Genomic DNA, 22,997 nt, shown 5'->3' on the forward strand with positions numbered 1-22,997 from the left:
GTCAAGCCGCCGCCGGTCGCGCTGCGGACTGCCCGACGACTTCGGCACAGCCGGTGCGCCAGGATGGATGTGACGGCTGCCAGCCGAGTTCGCGCCTGGCTTTGACGTTCGAGCCAGCTCGCACCTCGGTCATCATCGCCACCATGTGCTCACCGGCAAGCAGGCGACCGAGCCAGGCCGGCACATGGAATGGCGGCTTGGCGCCCACGATCGTTGCAAGCGCCGGCAGCCATTCGCTGACTTCGGCTGGCTCGTCGTCGACGATGTTGTAGATGTTGCCGGCCTTGCCGCGCTCGATCGCGGCAACGGTCGCAGACGCCGCATCCGCGACATGGATGAACGACCACCAGCCACCACCGTCGCCGATCATGGGCACGCGCCGGCGCCGCAATTGATCGATCATCGGCCGCGACAGAATGCCGGTATCGGGGCCGTAGAACGATCCGTATCGGAGCACGATTCCTTCGGGCTGTTTCGAGCCGGTGACGGTGCGCTCCAGATACTGGATCGCTTCCAGTGTGCGGCGCAATTCCTGCGGCGGATCTGGATCGAGCGGATCGGCTTCGGTTTTGACCGGCGGGCCGCCACGGCCATAGGTCCAGCCGCAGAAACTTTGCGCCACGAAGCGCCTCGTGCCGACCTCGCGCGCGGCCGCCAGCAGAAAATCGGTGCCGGCGGTGCGGAGTCGGTTGGTGACCGCGAAGACGCGATCGAAATGCCTGAGATCCGTGACACGAGCGAGATCCGTCATCTGATGGACGATCACCTCGGGCTGCTTCGCCACGACCGCGGCGCGAACGGACTGTGCATCGAGCCCATCGACGATGACGGGCTCGGCGCCCATCTGTTTGATCGCCTCGGCTTTCGCCGGTGTTCGCGTGGTGCCGATCACCGAATGGCCGGCCAGGACCAGGGCGGGAACGAGTTGTCGACCAACGGCGCCGGTGGCGCCTGCCACAAGGATGCGCATGGCGTGGTCCTCACGTTCGTTGCGACCACCAGGGACGTAGTCGGGCCTGACATGAATTCAAGCGCGCGAATGCGACACGGGCGCAAAGCCGCCAAGACGAGGCAGCCTACTGACGCGCCAGAATCCAGCGGAACGCGCGCTGCAGCTCGGCGCGGCCGTCGTGACCATACCACCGCCCATGGGCGAGAATGATCCGTTCCGGATCCCAGTCGATCATCGCTTGGACAGCGGCCTTCACGCCGGCAAAAAAGCCGCGCCGTTCGCGCGCCTTTCGATGTTGAGCTGCGATCGCCCTAGCGAATCGTGACCGGCGCCGGCAACGGCGGCACTGCGGTGGGTTGCGTGCCCGGCAACGGCGCGGCCTGCGCCTGGGTCGGCGCCGGAGCCGCTGCAACCGGCCCGCCGGGCGGCGGTGCGGCAGAGGCGGTGGCAGTTCCGGGCGGCGGACCGCCTGGCAGAACCACCACACGGGTGCCGACCTTCACGCGATCGAAGAGGTCGGAGACGTCCTCGTTCAGCATGCCGATGCAGCCCGAGGAGACGAACTTGCCGATCGTCGAAGGCTGGTTGGTGCCGTGGATGCGGTACACGGTCGAGCCGAGATACATCGCGCGCGCGCCGAGCGGGTTGCCGGGACCGCCGGCCATGAAGCGCGGCAAATAAGGCTGGCGCTCGATCATCTCGGTCGGGGGATACCAGTCCGGCCACTCCGCCTTGCGGCTGATCTTCTGCACGCCGGTCCAGGTGAAGCCGTCGCGGCCGACGCGAACGCCGTAGCGGACCGCCCGGCCGTTGCCCAGGACGTAGTAGAGATAGGTATTCGACGTATCGACCACGATGGTGCCGGCCGGCTCCTTGGTGGCGAAGGAGACTTCCTGGCGACGCAGGTTCGGCGGCAATTGCACGGGAGCGGCTTCCGGCTGCTCCTCGGGCGGCAGAGCGGCGACTGTCATCGGCCTGCCGTCGTTGCCGACCTGCGGCACGGCGCCGGTGACGGCAGGCGTACCGCCCGCCGCGCCCACGGACTCCGGCGGACGCAGGGCGCGATCGTCGCCACGGTCGGGATAATTATAATTCTGCGCCGGACCCTGGGGACGATCGGCATAGATCACCGCCGGCGGACCTGCGGGGCGGCCGTAGCGCGGATCATCCGGCGACATCACCGGACCGGTCGGGACGTTGCGATCCGTATAGACCGGCGGCGCCCCCATCGGCCGGCCATAGCGGGGATCGTTGGGCGAAAGCACCGGTCCGGGCGACGATAGCGCCGCCGAATTTTGGCCGTTCGGCCCAGGCGCGTCGTCGTCCTCTTCGAAGACATCAAAATCCGACGGGCGACGATCGTCGCGCACGTAGCCAGGAGGCGGCGGCGGATAGGAGCCGGGAGCAGCGGAATAGACCGGACCAGGGCCTGCGGGATAGGCCTGCTGCGCATCGGCAAGCGAAATTCCTGCCGCACCGAACGCGGCGGCAGCACAAATCGTCAGAATGCGGTTGATCATCATCGCTCTTGTATAGTCCCCAAGCCCCACCGGACCGTTAACGGCAGTTGAAGGAAGATAGCGGCGCATTCAAGACAATTCCGCGAAATCCGGCCCGAATCGGTCATTTTGTGATCGGGCATGATCGCTGCGGCAAAGATGCCTCACCGTCCCGGAAAAATTATTCCGTGCGACTACGGGCGTCATTCCTTCGACATTGGTTGCGATATCCTCGAATCGGCCTGATTCGCTGCCCGCGAGCCGGCTTTTCTTGTGGTCACCGCGTTTCCTCCTGGCTCAAAAGAACACTTCGGCAAAGACGGAACCGCGCCCATGCTTCCCGGCCTTCGTTTCCTGTTCGCGGCGATCGTGCTGTCGACCTCGGTCCTGATCTTCGGGCTCGGCGCCGCCGCGCTGTTGCGGGCCGCGCATGAGGAAGTCGCGAACGTCCCGGCACGGCGCATGCCGCCCGAGCCCGTCTTCGCGCAACCCCGAGAACCGGAGCCGCCGCCGACGCTCGCCATGCTGCGCGTCGATCCGCCCGCGGCCGAGACGACCGAGAGGGCACCGGACAACGCCGAGACGTCTCCTGCTTCGACCGCGGACGCTCCCGCGCCGGCCGCGCCCGAGCAGGTTGCCGCCGTGAAACCCGACGAGCCCGTCTCGACCGAGGCGCCGCCCGCCGAGCCGCCCGTGGCGGACGCGCAGGAAGTCCAGCCACCGGCAGCGCGGACAGACAGTCCCGCTTCCGCCACGGAGGGCACTGCTTCAGCCGAGGAAACCAAGCCCGCGGCGGTCGCGGAGGTTCCGCCCGCGAACGAGACCACGCCTTCCGCATTCGAGGCGCCGGCGGCACCGGACGAGAGTTCGGCGGCGAGCAAGATCGCCACGCTGGGCGGCCCCGCCGTCACTGTCGAGGAAACGACGTCAGCGAAGCGCGCGGACGTGAAGCCGGATCAAGGCGCGGCGGCGAAGAAGCGGGCGCGGACTGAACGTGCCAAGGAACGCCGGCGCGTGGCGCAGCGCCAACGCCCGGTGCAGCAGATGCTGCCGCAGCAGCAGTTCGATGCGTTCGGCCAGCCGGTGATCATGCGCCCAACGCGCTGATGGTCTGGAATCAAGCAGGTCCCGTCGCGACCGGCGGCCCGTCAGGCAGCCCCCATTCGGCCCAGGAGCCGTCATAGAGCGCGCTGCCGCGCACGCCGAGCCGATAGAGCGCGAGCGTCAACACCAGCGCCGAGACGCCGGAGCCGCAACTGGTGACGATCGGTTTTGCTGTATCGACGCCGGCGGACGCGAATGCCTTGCGCAATTCGTCGAGCGGCTTCATCGCCCCGGTCTTGGCGTCGAACAGATCGGCATAGGGAACGTTGCGGCTGCCGGGGATGTGGCCGGAACGCCGGCCGGGCCACGGCTCGACCACCGTCCCCTCGAACCGGGGACGCGGCCGCGCATCGATCACCTGCTCCTTCTTGGTCTCGATATTGCCGAGCAATTGCTCCTTGCTGCGGATGAAGCTCGGATCGAACCTGGCCTGGAATTTTCCAGGTTTCGGCGTGACGGGACCGGATTCGGTCGGACGGCCCTCGGACTTCCACTTCTGCAAGCCGCCGTCGAGCACCTTCACGTTCGGATGGCCGAACGACAGGAACATCCACCACGCCCGGGGCGCTGCGACCCAGCCGCCGGCATCATAGGCAACCACGGTGTCCCCAGAGGAGATGCCGAGCGCGGAGACGTCCTGCGCGAACTGCTCGGCGGTCGGATACATATGCGGGCGCGGATCGCTCTTGTCGGCGATCGCATTGACGTCGAAGAACACCGCACCGGGAATGTGGGCTGTGATGAAATCGTCCCCCGGCAGCGGCAGCACGCCCGGCATCTTGTAGGAAGCGTCGATCACCTTGACCTTGGGATCGCCGAGATGGCCGGCAAGCCAATCGGTGGAGACGAGCGGGTCGTCGGTGGCGGTCATCTGGCGATATCCTTTCAGCTTGCGTCATGGCCGGGCTTGTCCGGGCCATGACGGCGGCGGCGGTGGGGCCGCCTAGTCCTTCTTCTTCGGCTCCCACTTCTCGATCGGGCCGCCGGCGTCGCGCCAGGCGGCGAAACCGCCGCCCATATGGGCGACCGGCTTCAGCCCCATGTCCTGCGCGGTCTTTGCGGCCAGCGCCGAGCGCATGCCGCCGGCGCAATGGAAGATGAATTTCTTGTCCTGCTGGAAGATGGGCTTGGCGTAGGGGCTCGCCGGATCGATCCAGAATTCCAGCATGCCGCGTGTGCATGAGAAGGCGCCGGGGATCTTGCCCTCGCGCTCGATCTCGCGGGGATCGCGGATGTCGACGATCACGACATCGTCGTTCGGAAGGATCTTGATCGCGTCGGCGGCACTGATGGTCTCGATCTCGGCATTGGCCTCGTCCATCATCTGCTTGATGCCGCGGTGGATGGTCTGGGACATGGGGCTCTCCCTTGTTGTTTCTTGTCATTCCGGGGCGTCCGAAGGACGAGCCCGGAATCCATTCGGCCACTTGCGCCGGCAGAGGAATAGATTCCGGGCTCGCGCTGCCGCGCGCCCCGGAATGACGAGGCCTACCGTACCAGTTCCTTCATCGCATTCTCCAGACCTTCGATCGTGATCGGGTACATGCGCTCGGAGAAGATGCGGCGGATGATCGTGGTCGATTCCGAATAGTCCCAGTGCTTCTGCGCCACCGGGTTGAGCCACACCGCGTGCGGATAGGTGCGGATGATCCGATCGAGCCAGACCGAGCCGGCTTCCTCGTTGACATGCTCGACCGAGCCGCCGGGGACCATGATCTCGTAGGGCGACATCGAGGCGTCGCCGACGAACACCACCTTGTAGTCGTGCGGATATTTGTGCAGCACGTCCCACGTCGGCGTGCGATCGGTGAAGCGCCGCTTGTTCTGCTTCCACACGCCCTCATAGAGGCAGTTGTGGAAATAGAAATATTCCATGTGCTTGAATTCGCTTTTTGCGGCCGAGAACAATTCCTCGACCTGCTCGATGTGCGAATCCATCGAGCCACCGATATCGAAGAACACCAGGACCTTCACGGCGTTACGCCGCTCGGGACGCATGTGCACGTCGAGATAGCCGTGGTTGGCGGTTTCCTTGATCGTGGTGTCGAGATCGAGTTCGTCGGGCGCGCCGGTGCGCGCGAATTTGCGCAGGCGTCGCAGCGCGATCTTGATGTTGCGGATGCCGAGTTCGACATTGCCGTCGAGATCCTTGAACTCGCGCTTGTCCCAGACCTTCACGGCGCGGTTGTTGCGGTTCTTCTCCTGGCCGATGCGGATGCCCTCGGGATTATAGCCGTGAGCTCCGAAGGGCGACGTGCCGGCGGTGCCGATCCACTTGTTGCCGCCCTGGTGCCGGCCTTTCTGTTCCTCGAGCCGCTTGCGCAACGTCTCCATGAGCTTGTCCCAGCCCATGGCTTCGATCTGCTTCTTCTCTTCCTCGGTGAGGTATTTTTCCGCGAGCTTCTTCAGCCACTCCTCGGGGATCTCGGCCTTGTCCATGGCATCGAGCAGGCTCTCCAGCCCCTTGAACACGGTGCCGAAGACGCGGTCGAACTTGTCGAGGTTGCGCTCGTCCTTCACCAGCGCCGAGCGCGACAGGTAGTAGAAATTCTCGACGCTCTGCTCGGCAAGGTCGGCGTCGAGCGCCTCCATCAGCGTCAGATATTCGCGCAAGGTCACGGGGACCTGGGCATCGCGCAGCGATGTGAAGAACTGCAAGAACATGTTCCATAGATCGCCCGCCGGGGTCGCCCCGTCAAGGGCACTCGGGTCTCCATGGCAGCATTGGGGGTTCGAACGGAGGTGTGAGGGTCATTCCGCAAGGCGGAAACAATACGCCTAGTTTCAAGGCGGTAGCGATGATCTTAGTTGCGTGCAGGCGCTGGAATCCACGCTAGACCTGCTTGGTTTTTCCATTAGTATCAAATTGAAACTCATCATGACGGGGTAGTATGAAATTCACCGGTACCAAGGATTATGTCGCCACCGATGACCTTAAAGTCGCTGTCAACGCCGCCATCGTGCTGGAGCGGCCGCTTCTGGTGAAGGGCGAGCCCGGCACTGGCAAGACGGTGCTGGCCGAGGAAGTCGCCAAGGCGCTCGATGCACCGCTTCTGACCTGGCACATCAAATCCACCACCAAAGCGCAGCAAGGCCTCTACGAATATGATGCGGTGTCGCGCTTGCGCGATAGCCAACTCGGCGACGCGCGCGTCTCCGACATCAAGAACTACATCAAACGCGGCAAGCTGTGGGAAGCCTTCACCAACGAGAAGCGCCCGGTGCTTCTGATCGACGAGATCGATAAGGCCGATATCGAATTCCCCAACGATCTGCTGCTCGAGCTCGATCGCATGGAGTTCTTCGTCTACGAGACCGGCGAGAACATCAAAGCCAAGCTGCGTCCGATCGTGATGATCACCTCCAACAACGAGAAGGAGTTGCCGGACGCGTTCCTGCGCCGCTGCTTCTTCCACTACATCAAGTTTCCTGATGCCGACACGATGGAAAAGATTGTCGACGTGCATTTCCCCGGCATCAAGAAGCGCCTGGTGGAAGAGGCGTTGCGCATCTTCTTCGAGGTGCGGGAGGTGCCAGGCTTGAAGAAGAAGCCTTCGACCTCGGAATTGCTCGACTGGCTGAAGCTGCTCCTGAACGAGGACATCACGCCGGAGATGCTGCGGGAGCGCGACCCGCGCAAGCTGATCCCGCCGCTGCATGGCGCACTGCTCAAGAACGAACAGGACGTGCACCTGTTCGAGCGGCTGGCCTTCCTGAGCCGCCGCGAAGTTTGACTTGACGATTTTTCCGAAGCGCCGGGAGTCTTCCGGCTCTTCGTACATGTCATCAATAAAACAACAATAGAGTGGGGAAGATGAACGTCCAGACCCAGATACGTGCCGCCGAGCCCGTCACCTCTGAGCATTTCGACGTCCTGATCGTGGGCGCCGGTATTTCCGGCGTCGGTGCAGCCTACCACCTGGCGACGCAATGCCCGGGGACCAGCTTCGTCGTGCTGGAGACGCAAAAGACGTTTGGCGGGACCTGGAGCACGCACCGCTATCCCGGCATCCGCTCCGACAGCGACCTCCACACCTTCGGCTACCGCTTCAAGCCGTGGACCAGCGCGCCGATCGCAACCGCGGCCGAGATCCTGAAATATATGGGCGAGGTGATCGAGGAGAACGATCTCGCCCGCCACATCCGCTATCGCCACACCATCACGTCGGCGAAATGGTCTAGCGAGACCAATCTCTGGACCATCGACGCCACTCGCACCGACACCGGCGAGCATTTCCGCTTCACCACAAACTTCTTCTGGATGTGCCAGGGCTACTACCGCCATGCCGAAGGCTATACGCCCGAGTGGAAGGACATGGCCAAGTTCAAGGGCCCGATCGTGCATCCGCAGAAATGGCCCGAGGACCTCGACTACAAGGGCAAGCGCGTCGTGGTGATCGGCTCCGGCGCCACCGCCGCGACGCTGATCCCAGCGATGGCCAAGGACGCCGGGCACGTGACCATGCTGCAGCGCTCGCCGACCTATTTCCGCACCGGCCGCAACGCGATCGAAATCGCGGAGCAACTGCGGCAGTTGCAGGTCGACGAAAAATGGATTCACGAGATCACCCGCCGCAAGATCCTGTTCGACCAGGCCGCCTTCACCCGCAAGACGTTCGAGAAGCCCGAGGAGGCGAAGAAGGATCTGTTGTCTGCGGTCGAAGCCTATCTCGGCAAGGATTACGACATCGCCACCCACTTCACGCCGCGCTACCGCCCGTGGCGGCAGCGCATCGCCTTCATCCCCGACGGCGACCTGTTCCAGGGCATCAAGGCCGGCAAGGCATCCGTCGTCACCGACGAGATCGAACGCTTCACCGAGAACGGCATCCTGCTGAAATCGGGCAAGGAGTTAGAGGCCGACATCATCGTCACCGCGACCGGCTTCAATCTCTGCGCCACCGGCGACATCGAATTCGAGCTCGACGGCAAGCCGCTCGACTTCGCTGATACCGTGACCTATCGCGGCATGATGTTCACGGGCGTGCCCAACCTCGTCTGGGTGTTCGGCTATTTCCGCGCAAGCTGGACCTTGCGTGTCGACCTCGTCGCCGACTTCGTCTGCCGCCTGCTCAAATACATGAAGGAGACCGGAGCGAAGAAAATGACGCCGGCGTTACGGGCGGAAGACCATAACATGCCGATCCTGCCGTGGATCGATGAAGAAAACTTCAACCCCGGCTACATGCTGCGCGGCATGCACCTGTTGCCGAAGCGCGGCGACAAGCCGGAGTGGCAGCACAACCAGGACTACTGGGCCGAGAAGGACGAGTTTCCGACGATCGATCTGACCGACAAGGCGTTCGTGTACCGGTGAATCTGGCTCCCGACTCCAGAGGCGCGCTGAAGGCATTTCACTCAGCTTGAACCAATAACGCCGTCATGCCCGGGCTTGTCCCGGGCATCCACGTCTTGCCGCGCCGAGAAACGTGGATGGCCGGGTCAAGCCCGGCCATGACGGCGAACTTTCGGATGTCGACCGCTCAGGCCATCTCCGGAAACTTGACCGCTTCGGGCGCCTGCTTGCCGCGGATCATGTCGGAGGCCTTGTCGGCGATCATCATGGTCGAGGCGTTGAGGTTGGCCGAGATCATGCGCGGCATGATCGAGGCGTCGACCACGCGCAGGCCCTGCAGTCCGTGAACACGGAGCTGGTCGTCGACCACAGCCCATTTGGCATCCGCCGGCCCCATGCGGCAGCTACAGCCGGGATGGAAGGTGGTGGTGCCGCGCTCGGTTGCCGCCGCCAGCAATTCATCGTCGGTCTGCACGTTCGGACCCGGAAAATCCTCATAGTCGTAGTAAGGCGCCAGCGGCGACGACTTCAGCAACCGGCGCGCCAGCTTCATGCCGGCGACCACGACGCGGCGGTCGAGCTCCTCGACCAGATAGTTGGTCTGGATGATGGGCGGCGCGAACGGATCCGACGAGCGGATGCGGACATAGCCGCGACTCTCCGGCCGCTGCTGCCAGGAAGCGACCGTCATGCCGGGCTCGTCCTCAAGCTGGCCCTGCACGCCTTCCTTGTAGCTTGCCGGCGTGAAGGTGAGCTGCAGGTCCGAGCTCTCCGTGGTCTCGCCGGAGTGCCAGAAGCAATAGACCATGGTCGGCGACAGCGACAGCAACCCCCGCCGCGTCGTCGCCCATTTCAGCGCCTCGACCCACAGGCTGAGGCCGCGCCGGAGCTCGTTGATGGTCTTGATGTTCTTCACCCGCGCCACCGAACGCGGCGCGTAATGATCCTGCAGCCCCTCGCCGACGCCGGGCAATGCATGACGCACCTCGATGCCGTGGGACTGCAACAGGTCCGGCGCGCCGACGCCGGACAATTGCAGGACCTGCGGCGAGTTGTAGGCGCCGCCGGAGAGGATCACTTCCTTGTTGGCGCGCACCTCGACCGGCTCGCCGCCGCGCCCTCCCCTCAAGTAACGCACGCCGACCGCGCGCTTGCCCTCGAAGATGATGTTGGTGACATGCGCATGCGTGCGCACATGGACGTTCGGCCGCTTGCGCGCCGGATGCAGGAACGCTTTTGCCGCACTCATGCGCAGGCCGTTCTGGATCGTACGCTGGCAGTAGGAGACGCCCTCCTGGATCGCGCCGTTGTAATCGGGGTTGCGCGGGATGCCGAGGCTGACGGCGCCCTCCATGAAGGCCTCGCACAGCGGGTCCTTCCAGTCCATGGTGGTAACGGTCAGGCTGCCGTCGCGGCCGCGATAGGTGTCATCACACTCGCCGACGCGGCATTCCATCCGCTTGAAATAGGGCAGCACGTCCGGATAGCCCCAGCCGCGATTGCCGAGTTGCGCCCATGTGTCGAAGTCCTGACGCTGGCCGCGGTTGTAGATGTGGCCATTGATCGAGGACGAGCCGCCGAGCGTCTTGCCCCGCGGCGCATAGATGGTGCGGCCGCCGGTCCACGGGCCCGGCTCCTGCTGATAGGCCCAGTTGACGCTCTTCATGTGGAACGTCTTGATGAAGCCCGCCGGCAAATGGATATAAGGGTGCCAGTCCTTTGGCCCTGCTTCGAGCACGCACACCGTGGTGCCGGCATCCTCGCTCAAGCGGTTGGTGAGAACGCTACCGGCGGAGCCCGCGCCGATGATCACATAATCGAACGTTTCCATCGTCTTCGTTTCTGGCGCGGCAGAGCGGCTACCGCGGCTTTTCGTTGAGTTGATAGTTGAGGTGCGCCTTCACGGTCGGCCATTCGCCGGCGATAATGCTGTAGACCACGGTGTCGCGCAACGTGCCATTCGGCGCGATCTGGTGGCTGCGCAGGACGCCGTCCAGCTTGGCGCCGAGCCGCTCGATGCCGCGGCGGCTCTGGTGGTTGAAGAAATGCGTGCGGAACTCTACCGCAATGCAATCAAGCGTCTCAAAGGCGTGTGCCAGTAACAGCAATTTGCACTGGGTGTTGACTGCGCTGCGCTGCACACGTTTGGCGTACCAGGTCGAGCCGATCTCGACGCGGCGGTTGGGCGCATCGACATTCATGTAGGTCGTCATGCCGGCGATGGTGCCGCCGGCATCGAACACCGTGAACGGCAGCATCGATCCCGCTGCCTGCAAGCCAAGCCTGCGGTCGATCTCCTTCCGCATGTCTTCGGGACGCGGGATGAATGTGTACCAGAGCTTCCAGAGCTCGCCGTCCTTTACGGCCTCGACGAGACCACCGGCGTGATCCTGCGACAGCGGCTCCAGCCGTGCATGCGCGCTGCGAAGGGTGATCGGTTCAAGCCAGGGCATTTTCTCTCCTCATCCCTGAGGAGCGCGCGCGAGCGTGCGTCTCGAAGGATGACCACGGGTAACGTCGGGGCCTCAGGTTCGAGACGGCGCTTTGCGCCTCCTCACCATGAGGGTCTAGCATGCCGGCGTCACTTGTTGAGGAAATTCAGCGGCAATCCAGACCGCGCCCAATCCATCGCGATCAGTTCGCCCTTACCCGACAGCGTAATGTAGGCCGTCTTCAGCTCGGGCCCGCCGAATGCGATGTTGGTGGTGACGCGGTCGCCAGTCGGAACCTGCTCAATCAGGGTACCGTCAGGGGAGATCACCGAGATGCAGCCCGAGACCAGGGTCGCCACACAGACATTGCCACTCGCTTCCACCGCGAGCGAATCGAACATCTGGTAGCCGCCGAGCCCCGCGACCGGCTTGCCGCGTTCGCCGCGATAGATCACCTCACGCGGCTTCACTGTGCCCGGCTCGGAAAGCTCATAGGCCCAGAGCCGCGCGGTCGGCGTCTCGGCGATGTAGACCGTGTTCTCGTCCGGCGACAGGCCGATGCCGTTGGCCGGCAGCAGGCCGTGCACGCCTTCGACGATCTCCTTCATGCCGGGCTTGATGTAGTAGAATGCGCCGACATCCATCTCGCGGGCGCGGCGCTTGCCGAGATCGGAGAACCAGAGCCCGCCGTGCTTGTCGAAGACGAGGTCGTTCGGTCCCCGCAGGGGATGCTCGCCGCATTTGTCGACGACGGTCTCGACCTTGCCCGACTGCAGGTCGACGCGCTGGATCGAGCCGCCGAGATAGTCTTCCGGCTGCGGCCCCGGCATGATCATGTTGCGCGTCGGAATCCAGCTGAAGCCGCCATTGTTGCAGACATACATCTTGCCGTCGGGACCGAGCGCCGCACCATTGGGGCCGCCGGGAATCTGCGCCACCACGTCCTTGCGCCCGTCCGGATAGACCCGCGTCAACCGCTTGCCGCGGATTTCGACCAGCACCACCGATCCGTCCGGCATCACCACCGGCCCTTCCGGAAATTCGAGATCGGTGGCGAGAACGCGGATATTGGCCATGAAATCCTCCCGGCTGCTTGTGGCTGCAAGGGGATTTTTGAACCGCCCCACGCAACGTGTTGTTGGCGTGGAGTTATGACAAAGACGTTCTCGCTTGCCAAGCAAGCGCGGAGGCAGGGCAGCCTTGCGAGATGCCGCAGGATGGATTGAGCCGTAGGATGGATAGAGCGCAGCGAAACCGATCATCTCACCCAGCGCATTGATGGGTTTCGCTGCGCTCTACCCATCCTAACAAGGCTACACGTCCCCTACTCCTTCACGGGCACCCAGATCTCGAGGCCGCCATTGCCGGTGGCCGGATCGAACGTCTCGTCATAGCGCTCGAAGTTCGGCGCATCCGCCGCCTTCATGCCTGATTGCGGCAGCCAGTGATTCCAGATCGTGTTCACGGTCCGCCGGATCGTGGAGATGTGCTCGCGATGGGTGAAGACCGCGTATCTCTGCTCGGGGATTCGCACCCGGCTGAACTCGCGCGGCAGATCGGAGAAGTCGGCGACCTCGACGCCGGCAATGTAATCGAAATTGCCGGCGTCGTCGCCGTTGCAGCAGACGCCATAGGCGACGCTGCCGATGCGGGCGGGAATATTGCCGACCGTCTGGTGAAAGCGTTGCCACTGGTTCGGGATGCCGGCGCCGTCGCAATTGCCATGATTATAGCGTTCGCCGACGCCGGCAACGAGGAACGCCTTGCCGGTCGCAATACGTGGCGGGCTCAGATGATCGAGCATGGTCGAATCCATCATGATCGGCTCCTGTAGCTTGAGCTTGCTGAGGCACGTCGTGGCGCGAACCGTTTCGGGCGTGACGCCGAAATGGTCGCGGAACGCGCGGGTGAACGCTTCGTGGGAGCCATAGTCCGCATCCAGTGCGAGGCTGAGAATATCAGGCGCGCCATCCGCGAGCGCACGAGCCGCCTCGCTGAGCCGGCGGGCGCGCACGTAACGCATCACTGAAAATCCCGTCGCCGCCGCAAACGCGCGCACCAGGTGAAAGCGCGAAACACCGGCGATGCCGGCGATCTCGTCGAGCGTCAGCGGCTGACCAAGATGGCTCTCGATGTACCAGAGCGCCTTCTGGGCTGGATTCATGGCTGTCGGCCTTCCTTCGAAGCGTCTCCATCATGCGCGATCGCACCGTGCGCCGTTTGACAGTCCTTGCTGTCTCGCACTGACCAGAGCGTGGTTCCGCCCCACGGAAATTGCAACCCACCCTGTCGCTGGCAAGGCAAAGCCAATCGTGCATACTCGCTGACGCATCGATCCGACGGCTCACCTCAAGCTGCCCATAATCAAGACTGCAAGAGCCGCGGCACAAATGTCAGGGAGGACAATGATGCACCACCGACGCTCGAACTACGCCCAATCCATGCTGCTCGCGGGACTTCTGGCTGTCGCGCTCGCGGGAACAGCCAGCGCGCAAAAGAAATACGACCCCGGTGCCACCGACACCGAAATCAAGATCGGCAACATCATGCCCTACTCCGGCCCGGCTTCCGCCTACGCCACGATCGGCAAGACGGAAGCGGCCTATTTCAACAAGCTCAACGCGGAAGGCGGCATCAACGGCCGCAAGGTCAACTTCATCAGCTATGACGACGCCTACAGCCCGCCGAAGACCGTCGAGCAGGCACGCAAGCTCGTCGAGAACGACGAGGTGCTGTTGATCTTCAACCCGCTGGGCACCCCGGGCAACACCGCAATCCAGAAATACATGAATTCAAAGAAGGTGCCGCAACTCTTCGTCTCCACCGGCGCCGCGAAGTGGAACGACCCGAAGAACTCGCCCTGGACCATGGGCTGGCAGCCCAGCTACCAGGTCGAGGCGCGGATCTACGGCAAGTACATCCTGCAGAATTATCCCGGCAAGACGATCGGCGTGCTCTACCAGAACGACGACTTCGGAAAGGACTATGTGATCGGGCTGCGCGAGGGTCTCGGCGACCAGGCCAACAAGCTGATCATCGTGGAGGCCTCCTACGAGACCAGTTCACCGACGGTGGATTCGCAGGTGGTGCAGATCAAGGGCGCCAATCCCGACATCTTCGTCAACATCGCGACGCCGAAATTCGCGGCCCAGGCGATCAAGAAGATCGCCGAGCTGAACTGGCATCCGGTGCAGTTCCTGACCAACGTCTCCGGCTCGATCGGTGGCGTCATGAAGCCGGCAGGCTATGACGCCAGCCAGGGCATACTTTCCACCGCTTACCTGAAGGATCCCAAGGACGCCGAATGGAAGAATGACCCGGCGATGAACGAGTGGCGGGCATTCATGGCCAAATGGTATCCCGAAGGCGATCTCGACGATGCCGCCACCGTGTTCGGCTACGGCGTCGCCAAGGGGCTCGAGCAGGTGCTGCGCCAATGCGGCGACAACCTCACCCGTGAGAATGTCATGAAGCAGGCAGCCAATCTCGATTTCCAGATCGGCATCTATTTGCCGGGCACCCGCATCAAGACCGGGCCCGGCGACTTCGCACCGATCGAGCAGCTTCAGATGATGCGCTTCAAGGGCGAGAGCTGGGAACGGTTCGGCCCGGTCATGAGCGGTGAGAAAAGCTCTTAGGACTGCGATTGCTTCAAATCGGCGTATCCCGCTCGCGCGGGACACGCCATTCCGCCTTGGAGAAACGCCATGAAAATCACAAACGTCCGCGCACACCACATCCGCATCCCCTATGACGCCGGCCCCGCGAGCTTCAGGCAGGGCGCGTCCGCCATCAACGCGCTGGACATGGTCGTGGTCGAGGTTCAGACCGATGCCGGCCTCACCGGATGGGGCGACGCGTTTGCCTATGTCTGCCCACGCACGACCTGCGCCGCGATCGAGGAGATGATCGCGCCGCAGGCGCATGGCCTCGACGTGCCCGACGCCTCCGGTATTCCCGCCGTCATGGAACAGATCCAGCGCAACCTGCATCTGTTTGGCCGTTACGGCATCACGATGTTCGCGATCTCGGCCCTGGACATCGCGCTGTGGGACCTTGCCGGAAAGATCAAGGGCGTGCCGCTGCATCGGCTGCTCGGCGAGGCCAGGCGCGCAAAGATCCCGGCCTATGCGAGCCTGATGCGGATCGGCACGCCGGAGCATATCGCCGGCGAAAGCGAGGCCGCGCTTCGTCGCGGCTATCGCGCGATCAAGCTGCATGAGACCACGACGCCCGCGGTGTTTGCCGCCCGCAACGCGATCGGCAGCGACATCCCGCTGATGGTCGACATGAACTGTCCGCTGGATGGCCCGACCGCGATTGCTTTCGCGCGAGGCTGCCAGGCGGCAACCCCGATGTTCCTCGAGGAGCCGGTCTGGCCGCCGGAGGATTTTGCCACGCTCGCCGACGTGCGCGCCAAGGGCGGCCTCGACATCGCGGCTGGCGAGAACGCCTGCACCGTGCATCAATTCCGGCAGATGATGACGGCGGGCGCCGTCAGCCACGCCCAGCCCTCGGTGATCAAGGTCGGCGGCATCACCGAATTCCTGAGAGTTGCGGCGCTCGCCGACGAACTCGGTGTCAAGATCGTCCCGCACTCGCCCTATTTCGGACCGGGCTTCCTGGCGACGCTGCACCTGATGTCGATACGGAACGACGGCTTCATCGAGGTCTTCTACATGAAGCGGCCGGCCTGCCTCTGGCGCGGGCGCACCGATGTCGATGCAAGCGGGAATGTCGAGGTGCCGCAAGGGCCCGGACTCGGTTATGAGCCCGACCGAGATGTGATGGAGCAATACCGCGTGTCCGAGCGGGGTTGACAACTCAGGCGTTATTGCGAGCCAACGGGTCGGCGCGAAGCGCCGCCTGATGACAGGCCCCCCGAAGCAATCCATGCCTCCGCAAGCGGGAAGATGGATCGCTTCGTTGCTGTCGCTGCTCGCAATGACGGACTATTTGCCGCCTTCCTTCGCCGCCGGCGCAGCGTCCTTTGCCGGCGACACGTCCGCTTTCTTCTTCAAGTCCTCTTCGATCTTCTTCTGCGCGGTCAGCAGATCATCCACCCGCTTCTGCAAGGTTGCGGATGCACTTTTGAGGCTTTCTATCTGGCGATTGGCGGCATCAAGCTTCTGCTGGTGATCGGTCACAAGCTTCGTGATCGTCTTGTGCAGAAAGTCGACATTGCTCTGCAGGCAACTCGTTCGCCGCTCCCACGTCTTCTCGACGGTGCATATTTCGATGCCCGGAACATCCTGCGCGTTAACTTCGGTGGATCCCAGTGCGCTGGATACAAGCGTCACTGCGGCAAACATCAGCTTAATGTTCATTAAATCCTCCACGCGCTCACGGCAATGTGCTCAAAGCGCGGCGACATCGCCAGAGATACCACACTGTAACCGCATTCCGGCGTTGTGCTTCGCACATTGCGGGGTGCGGGGGGCTTTTGGGAACTCAAACGTTTCCACGCATCGGAAGTGGAGAATAATCAGATGGCAACGCGCGAAAAGCGACTGGCACAATTCGATGGCAGCGGCGAGCCTCCGCCGAACGAGATCGTCGAAGTGCTTTGCGAAGATCAAAGCGGCACATATCAGTTGCCGTTCGCCTGTCGCTTTACCGACGGTCATTGGCTCAATGACGAATCTGGCGGCATGGTCGAGGCGACCGTGATTGCCTGGCGCTTTCGTCGCGTCAAGCAAACAGGTGCAGCTTAGGGGAGAACCACAAAGGAGTTGCTACCGTCTGCGCGCAAACCTGAAGTCCGCGCGGAGATCATGCTGAAATGGAAGGCGCGAGAGAGATGAAGCTTCATCCCTCTCGCACCCGCTCTGTCTCAAAATGCAACGGCAGAGTTCGTCGTCTTAAGGTTCGGAACGCCGGTGGAACGAAGCGCGTCCGAATCAGTGATCGAGAGCCGTACGCTGTTGTTCACGGCTAGATGTCGGTGCCAATCCGAGCCAGCGCACCACATGCAGGAGAACAACCAGCGGCCGCAGCCAACGGCCGACCACAAAAGTTAATTCCTCCGGGGACGACATGGTCACTTCCAGGCAGTTACTTCCAGGGCGTCACGGACGGGACCTGGTCGGTCGCCGGCGGCATGTCGACGGTCTTGAAGTCCGCCGGGCTCACGATCTCCAGATATTCCATGTCCGGTGAGTAGTCGAAGAGGTAATGCACGATGCCGGGTCGCTGATGCACGACGTCGCCGGCCTGCACCAGCGTCGGCTTATCCTCGTACATGAAGCGCGCCCATCCCTTCATCATGATCACGATCTGAAAATCGCAATCATGGCGATGCCAGCCGGTGCCATCCTCGGGCGGACAATCGGGATTGGCCTTGACCAGATGGCAGATCACCTGGCCGCCGGTGGCATCGGCGATGCCGAGATCGCGGTACAGGAAGAAGTCGCGCAGGCCTCCGCCTTTGAATTCGGTATCGCCTGGTTTGACATGAGAGAACTTGCTGACAACGGCATGCTGGTTCATCTGAAGCCTCCAACGTTCTCGATCGCGAGACCCGCGGCTACGCAAGGCGTCCAAATTTTCGGCAGCGTCGCATCGTCGCGTTCACAGCTTGATTTGTGCCATGCGAAATCCGCGCCAGTCGCGCTGCGGTGCGGCGATTTCTGCGCATCGCTGGCGCCAGACGGACGAAGCGCTTGGAACCAAGCCCGATTTTGAGCGGGGCGATTTTTCGCGGCGCAACCAGCATTCCGCCGCCGCCACTTGCGCGCGGCTCTCGTGGCACAGGGCTTAGGCAGAACCTGCATCGCAGGTGAGCCCACTGAACGGGCAGCCCGCCGCGAGCACTGCCTAATATTCGACCTCGAGCTCCTCGACGTCGGCCGGCTCGGCCTTGGCCGCCTCGATCCACTCCCGCATCTCCGGCATCGACATGATGGTGTCGGCATAGGCCGCAAGCGTCGGCTCGAGCTTGACGTCGTAGGTGATGAAGCGGGTGACGACCGGCGCATACATCGCGTCCGCCATGGTGCGACGCTCGCCGAACAGGAATGGCCCGCCGGACTCCGCGAGACACTCACGCCAGATGGTGCAGACCCGGTCGATATCGGCTTGCGCACGCGACCAGATCTTGAAGCCGGGGAAATGGCCTTTCAGATTGACCGGCAGCGAGGCGCGCAGCGTCGTGAAGCCGGAGTGAACTTCACCGCAGATCGAGCGGCAATGCGCCCGCTTGATGCGGTCTTCCGGCAACAGGCCGGCATTCGGCATGATCTCGTTCAGATACTCGGCGATCGCCAGCGTGTCCCAGACAGTAGCGCCCTCGTGGCGCAGGCAGGGCACCAGGATCGACGACGACAGCAGCAGGAGTTCCGCGCGGGCCGAGGCGTCGTCAGGAGCCGTAGTGACCTCTTCGAATTCCAGCCCAGCGAATTTCGCCAGCAGCCAGCCGCGCAGCGACCACGACGAGTAGTTCTTGCTGCTGATGGTCAGTGTGGTTGTCGCCATAGGGCCTTTCCCTCACGCCTCGACGTCGACCGCAGGGACTTAAGCCTCCAGCCCATCCGTGCGGATATCACCCCTGCTCATTGCCTGGGCGCCGATTATCAAGCAGCAAGCCACGTGCCAATTTTAAGGGCGCTTCAAGTCCGCTTTGGCTTCGATATTGCATAGCAACACCGGGCAAGGGCGGTCGCGTATGATGTCAATGTCAATGATGTACCAAGCCTACCAGAATCACATGGACCTGACGGCACCATGGCGCACGGGGGCAACGGCGGCACTTAGATATCTTAATCTGGTACCGCAGGGCGTGTCGGACCGGCTGTTCGGCCGGCTGGCGGCCGCACTCGAACTGATCTCGCGCTCGACCCTGACCTATACCCGCCCTGACTATGGCATCGGCAGCGTGAGGGTGGGTAATCGGGAATTGGAGGTACGGGAGGAAGTCGCCTACGCCACGCCGTTCGGATCGCTCCTGCACTTCAAGAAGGTCGATGGCCCCGAGCACCCGCGCCTGTTGCTGGTGGCGCCGATGTCCGGTCACTTCGCGACGCTGTTGCGCGGCACGGTTACGACGCTGCTGCAGGATCACGACGTCTACATCACCGACTGGCACAATCCGCGCGACATTCCGCTCGACCAGGGCCGTTTCGGGCTCGAGGACTACACCGATCATCTCATCACCTTCCTCGACCAGCTCGGCCCGCGTGCGCACATGGTGGCGATCTGCCAGCCTTCGGTTTCGGCACTGGCCGCGGCGGCGATCATGTCGGAGGACAATCACCCCGCGCGGCCGGCGTCGCTGACCTTGATGGCCGGGCCGATCGACACGCGCATCCAGCCGACGAAGGTCAACGATTTCGCCAAGAGCAAGCCGATAAAATGGTTCGAGGACAATCTCATCAACTATGTCCCGATCCAGTGCCGGGGCGCGTTCCGGAAGGTGTATCCGGGCTTCGTGCAGCTCACCGCCTTCGTCTCCATGAACCTGGAGCGGCACATCAAGCAGCACATGGACCTCGCCAATCATCTCGCCAAGGGCGAAAAGGAGAAGGCGAACGTCATCAAGACTTTCTACGATGAATATTTCGCGGTGATGGATCTGCCGGCGGAATTCTACATCGAAACCGTGCACGACGTGTTCCAGGAACACCTGCTGCCCCAGGGCAGACTGATGCACCGAGGCCGGCCCGTGAATCCCGCTGCGATCAGGCGCATGGGTCTGATGACAGTCGAAGGCGAGCGCGACGACATCTGCTCGATCGGCCAGACGCTGGCGGCGCAAGACCTCTGCGCCGGCGTGCGCGGCTATCGCAAGGTGCATCACATGCAGGCCGGCGTCGGCCATTACGGCGTGTTCAGCGGCAAGCGCTGGAACAACGAGATCTACCCACTGTTGCGCGATTTCGTGCACGTGAATTCGTGAGCTCCGCATCATCGCGAGCGCAGCGAAGCAATCCATGCCGCCACTTGCGGAAGCATGGATTGCGTCGTCGCTATGCTCCTCGCAACGACGGCCGGCCGGAGACCCTAGCTACGCAACCCCGCACGCAATAGTCTACCGAGCACGACGACCACCCAGAAAATTGCCCCGGGAGAAACACCCATGCGGCGCTCCGTCGCTTTCCGCAGCTTTACGCTTGCCTTCGTCACTGTACTCTTCCTCACCGCCTCTGCATCCGCCGCCGAAATCCACGTGATGATCTCGGGCGGGCTGACCGCCGCCTACAAAGCCCTGGTGCCGGAATTCGAGCGCAAGACCGGCCACAAGGTGTCGACCGCCTATGGGCCGTCGATGGGAACCACCGTCAACGCAATTCCGGTGCGGCTCGAGCGCGGCGAGCCGGCCGATGTGCTCATCATGGTCGGCTACGCCCTCAACGATCTCGCTACGCAAGGCAAGGTCATCGCCGACAGCCGCGTCGACCTCGTCAAATCACCGATCGGGATCGCAGTGAAATCAGGCGCGCCGAAGCCGGACATCAGCTCGGCGGACGCCGTGAAGCGCGCGCTGCTCGCGGCAAAGTCGATTGCCTATTCCGATAGCGCCAGCGGCGTCTATGTATCGACCGAGATGTTCGAAAAACTCGGAATTGCCGAAGCGATGAAGGAGCGAGCGCGGAAGATTCCCGCCACACCGGTCGGCGAAATCGTTGCCAAGGGCGAGGCCGAGATCGGCTTCCAGCAGATCAGCGAATTGAAGCCCATCGCCGGCATCGATATCGCCGGGCCGCTGCCGGATGAGCTGCAGAAGATCACGGTGTTTTCCGCCGGCATCGCCAGCACCTCCAAGGAACCGGACGCCGGACGGGCGCTGATCCAGTTCCTCACGTCGCCCGAGGCCCGCGCCGAGCTCATCAAGAGCGGGCTGGAGCCGATCCGCTCCAGCACCACGCATTAGAGCGTTTTCGAGCGAAGCGGATACCTGTTCGCGTGAAGAAAACGCGTCAAGGCAAGAATCTAAAGCTTCGGTTCCGATTCAGCCGAAAATGCTCTAGTGCAAACGATGCGCGCCGTAGGCCAGCACGATAACCAGCGCGAGCGCCAGCAGGAGCGTCGTGCATTTCCAGAACAACAGCGGGTTGCGCTCGATCAGCGGCGTCGACGACGTCGTGAGATATTTTGCGTTGGGATTGCGGAGGTCGAACAAGAATTCCGACAGGCTGTCATATCGCTTATAGGGATTGGGATGCACGGCCCGCTCCAGCGTTCGATCGACCCAGGGCGGGATCTCCGGACGGATGTGCGTGGCCGGGCCGTAGCTGAGCTTGTTGAAGTCCGATCGCGTCCTCGCGCGGGCAACCTGGGCGCCATAAGGCAGTCTTCCGGTCAGCATGTGATAGGTGACGACCCCAAGCGAGTAGAGATCCGAGCACGGTGTACCGGGCTCGTCCAGAAAATATTCCGGTGCGGTGTATTGCTGGGTGCCGAGAATGTCGTTGCGGTCGTCCGAAGGCGCCGCCTCGACGATGCCGGAGATCCTGGTCGAGCCGAAATCGATGATCTTCACCGTCCCGGTCTTGTCGATCATGATGTTATCCGGCCTGATGTCCTGGTGCAGCATCTCCTTGCGATGGAACGCGCGGATGCCTTTGGCGATCTGCTCGACAATGCCGCGCACGGTCTCGAGCTGCGGCTTTGGATTGTCGATCATCCATTGCCGAAGCGTCTGCCCATCGATGAACTCGGTCGCGACGTAGAGATAGTTGCGTTTGCGCGGCGGCAGCCAGGGTTTCAGCACATGCGGGCTGTCGATGCGCTTGGCGACCCATTCCTCCATCATGAACCGCTTCAGGTAGGCGGGATCGCCGCGCAGGTCGATGGACGGAAGCTTGAGCGTCACCGTGGTGCCGGTGTCGTCATCGACGGCGAGATAGATGTGGCTGCGGCTGCTGCCGTGCAGCTCGCGCACGATCGTGTAGCCGTCGAACGTCATCCTGGCTTCCAGGAGCGGCGGCAACGGCAACTCGCTCGATTGGCCGAACGCCTCACTGGCGCTACTTTCCGGCAGTTCGTCGATACGCACGATCTGGATGGTGAGATTGTCCTGACTGCCGCGCTCATAGGCCTCCTCGACGATGGCCCTGGCCGCCTTGTCGAGATCATCGACGCCGTCAGCGATCGTCTTGGCCAATTGGCGCGGCGCGATGTGCTCATAGACGCCATCGGTCGCCAACAGAAACGTGTCCCCTTGCTCGACCTTGAACGACTGATAGTCGATCTCGATCTGCGGATTTACCCCGAGCGCACGACCGAGATAACTCTGCATCGAAGAAAGAACGACGCGGTGATCGGCGGTCAGTTGCTCAAGACTGTTTCCGGCGAGGCGATAGATCCGGCAGTCGCCGACATGGAAGATATGCGCGGTGGTCGACTTGATCACCATGGCGCTCAGCGTGCAGACATATCCCTTGTCTTTTTCGTACGGGTTCTGGCTGCGCCTGGTCTGCGCATGTAGCCACGAATTGGTGGCTTCCAGCACGCGCTGTGCCGACGTCTTCACCGACCAGGATTCCGAGGTGCAGTAGTAGTCTGTCAAGAATCCTTTGACGGCCGACTCGCTCGCGATGCGGCTGACGCTGCTGGAGCTGATCCCGTCGGCAAGCACGATCGCGATGCCCTTCAGGCCGAGCAGCGGCTCGTCCGGGATCAGCACGCCGTGAAAATCCTGATTGGTCCCCTTGCGGCCCTTATCAGAATATTGTCCGACCGATATTTTCAGGTGGCGCGACATCGAGAGGTGCGGA

The 22,997-nt window shown here is 62.9% G+C and carries 22 protein-coding genes; 8 read left to right on the top strand and 14 right to left on the bottom strand.

What is annotated here, in order from left to right:
- Nucleotide 1 precedes the first annotated feature (1 nt).
- The 3 genes from I6F35_RS25310 to I6F35_RS25315 form a co-directional block, all read right to left on the bottom strand.
- On the bottom strand, nucleotides 2–970 hold the full coding sequence (locus I6F35_RS25310; protein ID WP_225120375.1) for an NAD-dependent epimerase/dehydratase family protein: 969 nt from the start codon (nucleotides 968–970) through the stop codon (nucleotides 2–4).
- 106 nt (nucleotides 971–1,076) lie between these two features.
- Complete coding sequence (locus I6F35_RS40260; protein ID WP_275945493.1) at nucleotides 1,077–1,208, bottom strand: hypothetical protein; 132 nt, start codon at nucleotides 1,206–1,208, stop codon at nucleotides 1,077–1,079.
- A 55-nt stretch (nucleotides 1,209–1,263) separates the two neighbouring features.
- Nucleotides 1,264–2,475: a L,D-transpeptidase gene (locus I6F35_RS25315; RefSeq protein ID WP_225120460.1), complete on the bottom strand. Its 1,212-nt coding sequence runs from the start codon at nucleotides 2,473–2,475 to the stop codon at nucleotides 1,264–1,266.
- A 309-nt stretch (nucleotides 2,476–2,784) separates the two neighbouring features.
- Between I6F35_RS25315 and I6F35_RS25320 the strand changes: the two genes are divergently transcribed.
- The gene (locus tag I6F35_RS25320; RefSeq protein WP_225120376.1) at nucleotides 2,785–3,558 is read left to right on the top strand and encodes a hypothetical protein; all 774 of its coding nucleotides are present in this window, start codon (nucleotides 2,785–2,787) and stop codon (nucleotides 3,556–3,558) included.
- Between the two features lie 10 nt (nucleotides 3,559–3,568).
- Here I6F35_RS25320 and sseA read toward each other — a convergent pair whose 3' ends face one another.
- The 3 genes from sseA to I6F35_RS25335 all read right to left on the bottom strand — a co-directional run bounded on the left by sseA (nucleotide 3,569) and on the right by I6F35_RS25335 (nucleotide 6,219).
- Entirely contained in the window at nucleotides 3,569–4,426 is an 858-nt protein-coding gene (gene sseA / locus I6F35_RS25325; RefSeq protein ID WP_225120377.1) for a 3-mercaptopyruvate sulfurtransferase, read from the bottom strand.
- A gap of 72 nt (nucleotides 4,427–4,498) precedes the next feature.
- Nucleotides 4,499–4,912 carry a rhodanese-like domain-containing protein gene (locus tag I6F35_RS25330; RefSeq protein ID WP_225120378.1) on the bottom strand — a complete coding sequence of 138 codons (414 nt, stop codon included), beginning with the start codon at nucleotides 4,910–4,912 and terminating at the stop codon, nucleotides 4,499–4,501.
- Between the two features lie 131 nt (nucleotides 4,913–5,043).
- Nucleotides 5,044–6,219, bottom strand: a complete 1,176-nt coding sequence (locus I6F35_RS25335) for a VWA domain-containing protein (RefSeq protein ID WP_225120379.1) — start codon at nucleotides 6,217–6,219, stop codon at nucleotides 5,044–5,046.
- Nucleotides 6,220–6,446: 227 nt separating this feature from the next.
- Here I6F35_RS25335 and I6F35_RS25340 point away from each other — a divergent pair, with 227 nt between their 5' ends.
- Nucleotides 6,447–7,289, top strand: coding sequence for a MoxR family ATPase (locus tag I6F35_RS25340; RefSeq protein WP_225120380.1), 843 nt, complete (start codon nucleotides 6,447–6,449; stop codon nucleotides 7,287–7,289).
- 80 nt (nucleotides 7,290–7,369) lie between these two features.
- On the top strand, nucleotides 7,370–8,872 hold the full coding sequence (locus tag I6F35_RS25345; RefSeq protein ID WP_225120381.1) for an NAD(P)/FAD-dependent oxidoreductase: 1,503 nt from the start codon (nucleotides 7,370–7,372) through the stop codon (nucleotides 8,870–8,872).
- Between the two features lie 166 nt (nucleotides 8,873–9,038).
- Here I6F35_RS25345 and I6F35_RS25350 read toward each other — a convergent pair whose 3' ends face one another.
- The 4 genes from I6F35_RS25350 to I6F35_RS25365 form a co-directional block, all read right to left on the bottom strand.
- Entirely contained in the window at nucleotides 9,039–10,682 is a 1,644-nt protein-coding gene (locus I6F35_RS25350) for a GMC family oxidoreductase N-terminal domain-containing protein (RefSeq protein ID WP_225120382.1), read from the bottom strand.
- Between the two features lie 28 nt (nucleotides 10,683–10,710).
- Nucleotides 10,711–11,304, bottom strand: coding sequence for a GNAT family protein (locus tag I6F35_RS25355; RefSeq protein ID WP_225120383.1), 594 nt, complete (start codon nucleotides 11,302–11,304; stop codon nucleotides 10,711–10,713).
- 128 nt (nucleotides 11,305–11,432) lie between these two features.
- Nucleotides 11,433–12,359: an SMP-30/gluconolactonase/LRE family protein gene (locus I6F35_RS25360; protein WP_225120384.1), complete on the bottom strand. Its 927-nt coding sequence runs from the start codon at nucleotides 12,357–12,359 to the stop codon at nucleotides 11,433–11,435.
- A gap of 248 nt (nucleotides 12,360–12,607) precedes the next feature.
- Nucleotides 12,608–13,447: an AraC family transcriptional regulator gene (locus I6F35_RS25365; RefSeq protein WP_225120385.1), complete on the bottom strand. Its 840-nt coding sequence runs from the start codon at nucleotides 13,445–13,447 to the stop codon at nucleotides 12,608–12,610.
- 277 nt (nucleotides 13,448–13,724) lie between these two features.
- Here I6F35_RS25365 and I6F35_RS25370 point away from each other — a divergent pair, with 277 nt between their 5' ends.
- Together I6F35_RS25370 and I6F35_RS25375 are read left to right on the top strand one after the other, a co-directional pair.
- Nucleotides 13,725–14,921, top strand: coding sequence for an ABC transporter substrate-binding protein (locus I6F35_RS25370; RefSeq protein WP_225120461.1), 1,197 nt, complete (start codon nucleotides 13,725–13,727; stop codon nucleotides 14,919–14,921).
- A gap of 69 nt (nucleotides 14,922–14,990) precedes the next feature.
- Nucleotides 14,991–16,103: a mandelate racemase/muconate lactonizing enzyme family protein gene (locus I6F35_RS25375; protein WP_225120386.1), complete on the top strand. Its 1,113-nt coding sequence runs from the start codon at nucleotides 14,991–14,993 to the stop codon at nucleotides 16,101–16,103.
- 132 nt (nucleotides 16,104–16,235) lie between these two features.
- Here I6F35_RS25375 and I6F35_RS25380 read toward each other — a convergent pair whose 3' ends face one another.
- Nucleotides 16,236–16,595, bottom strand: coding sequence for a hypothetical protein (locus tag I6F35_RS25380; protein ID WP_225120462.1), 360 nt, complete (start codon nucleotides 16,593–16,595; stop codon nucleotides 16,236–16,238).
- A gap of 177 nt (nucleotides 16,596–16,772) precedes the next feature.
- Here I6F35_RS25380 and I6F35_RS25385 point away from each other — a divergent pair, with 177 nt between their 5' ends.
- Nucleotides 16,773–16,997 carry a hypothetical protein gene (locus I6F35_RS25385; protein ID WP_225120387.1) on the top strand — a complete coding sequence of 75 codons (225 nt, stop codon included), beginning with the start codon at nucleotides 16,773–16,775 and terminating at the stop codon, nucleotides 16,995–16,997.
- Between the two features lie 340 nt (nucleotides 16,998–17,337).
- On the opposite strand, the gene I6F35_RS25390 is transcribed toward I6F35_RS25385, so the two are convergent.
- Both I6F35_RS25390 and I6F35_RS25395 read right to left on the bottom strand, forming a co-directional pair.
- The gene (locus tag I6F35_RS25390) at nucleotides 17,338–17,772 is read right to left on the bottom strand and encodes a cupin domain-containing protein (protein ID WP_225120388.1); all 435 of its coding nucleotides are present in this window, start codon (nucleotides 17,770–17,772) and stop codon (nucleotides 17,338–17,340) included.
- Between the two features lie 327 nt (nucleotides 17,773–18,099).
- The gene (locus I6F35_RS25395; RefSeq protein ID WP_225120389.1) at nucleotides 18,100–18,756 is read right to left on the bottom strand and encodes a glutathione S-transferase; all 657 of its coding nucleotides are present in this window, start codon (nucleotides 18,754–18,756) and stop codon (nucleotides 18,100–18,102) included.
- Nucleotides 18,757–18,955: 199 nt separating this feature from the next.
- Here I6F35_RS25395 and phaZ point away from each other — a divergent pair, with 199 nt between their 5' ends.
- Nucleotides 18,956–20,176: a polyhydroxyalkanoate depolymerase gene (gene phaZ / locus I6F35_RS25400; protein WP_225120463.1), complete on the top strand. Its 1,221-nt coding sequence runs from the start codon at nucleotides 18,956–18,958 to the stop codon at nucleotides 20,174–20,176.
- Nucleotides 20,177–20,356: 180 nt separating this feature from the next.
- A complete protein-coding gene (locus tag I6F35_RS25405) occupies nucleotides 20,357–21,151 on the top strand; it encodes a substrate-binding domain-containing protein (RefSeq protein ID WP_225120390.1) in 795 nt (264 codons plus the stop codon).
- 93 nt (nucleotides 21,152–21,244) lie between these two features.
- Here the strand turns inward: I6F35_RS25405 and I6F35_RS25410 are convergent, their stop codons facing one another.
- Nucleotides 21,245–22,984, bottom strand: coding sequence for a bifunctional protein-serine/threonine kinase/phosphatase (locus I6F35_RS25410; RefSeq protein WP_225120464.1), 1,740 nt, complete (start codon nucleotides 22,982–22,984; stop codon nucleotides 21,245–21,247).
- Between the last annotated feature and the right edge of the window lie 13 nt (nucleotides 22,985–22,997).

Source organism: Bradyrhizobium sp. BRP22 (assembly GCF_020194175.1).
Lineage (GTDB): Bacteria > Pseudomonadota > Alphaproteobacteria > Rhizobiales > Xanthobacteraceae > Bradyrhizobium.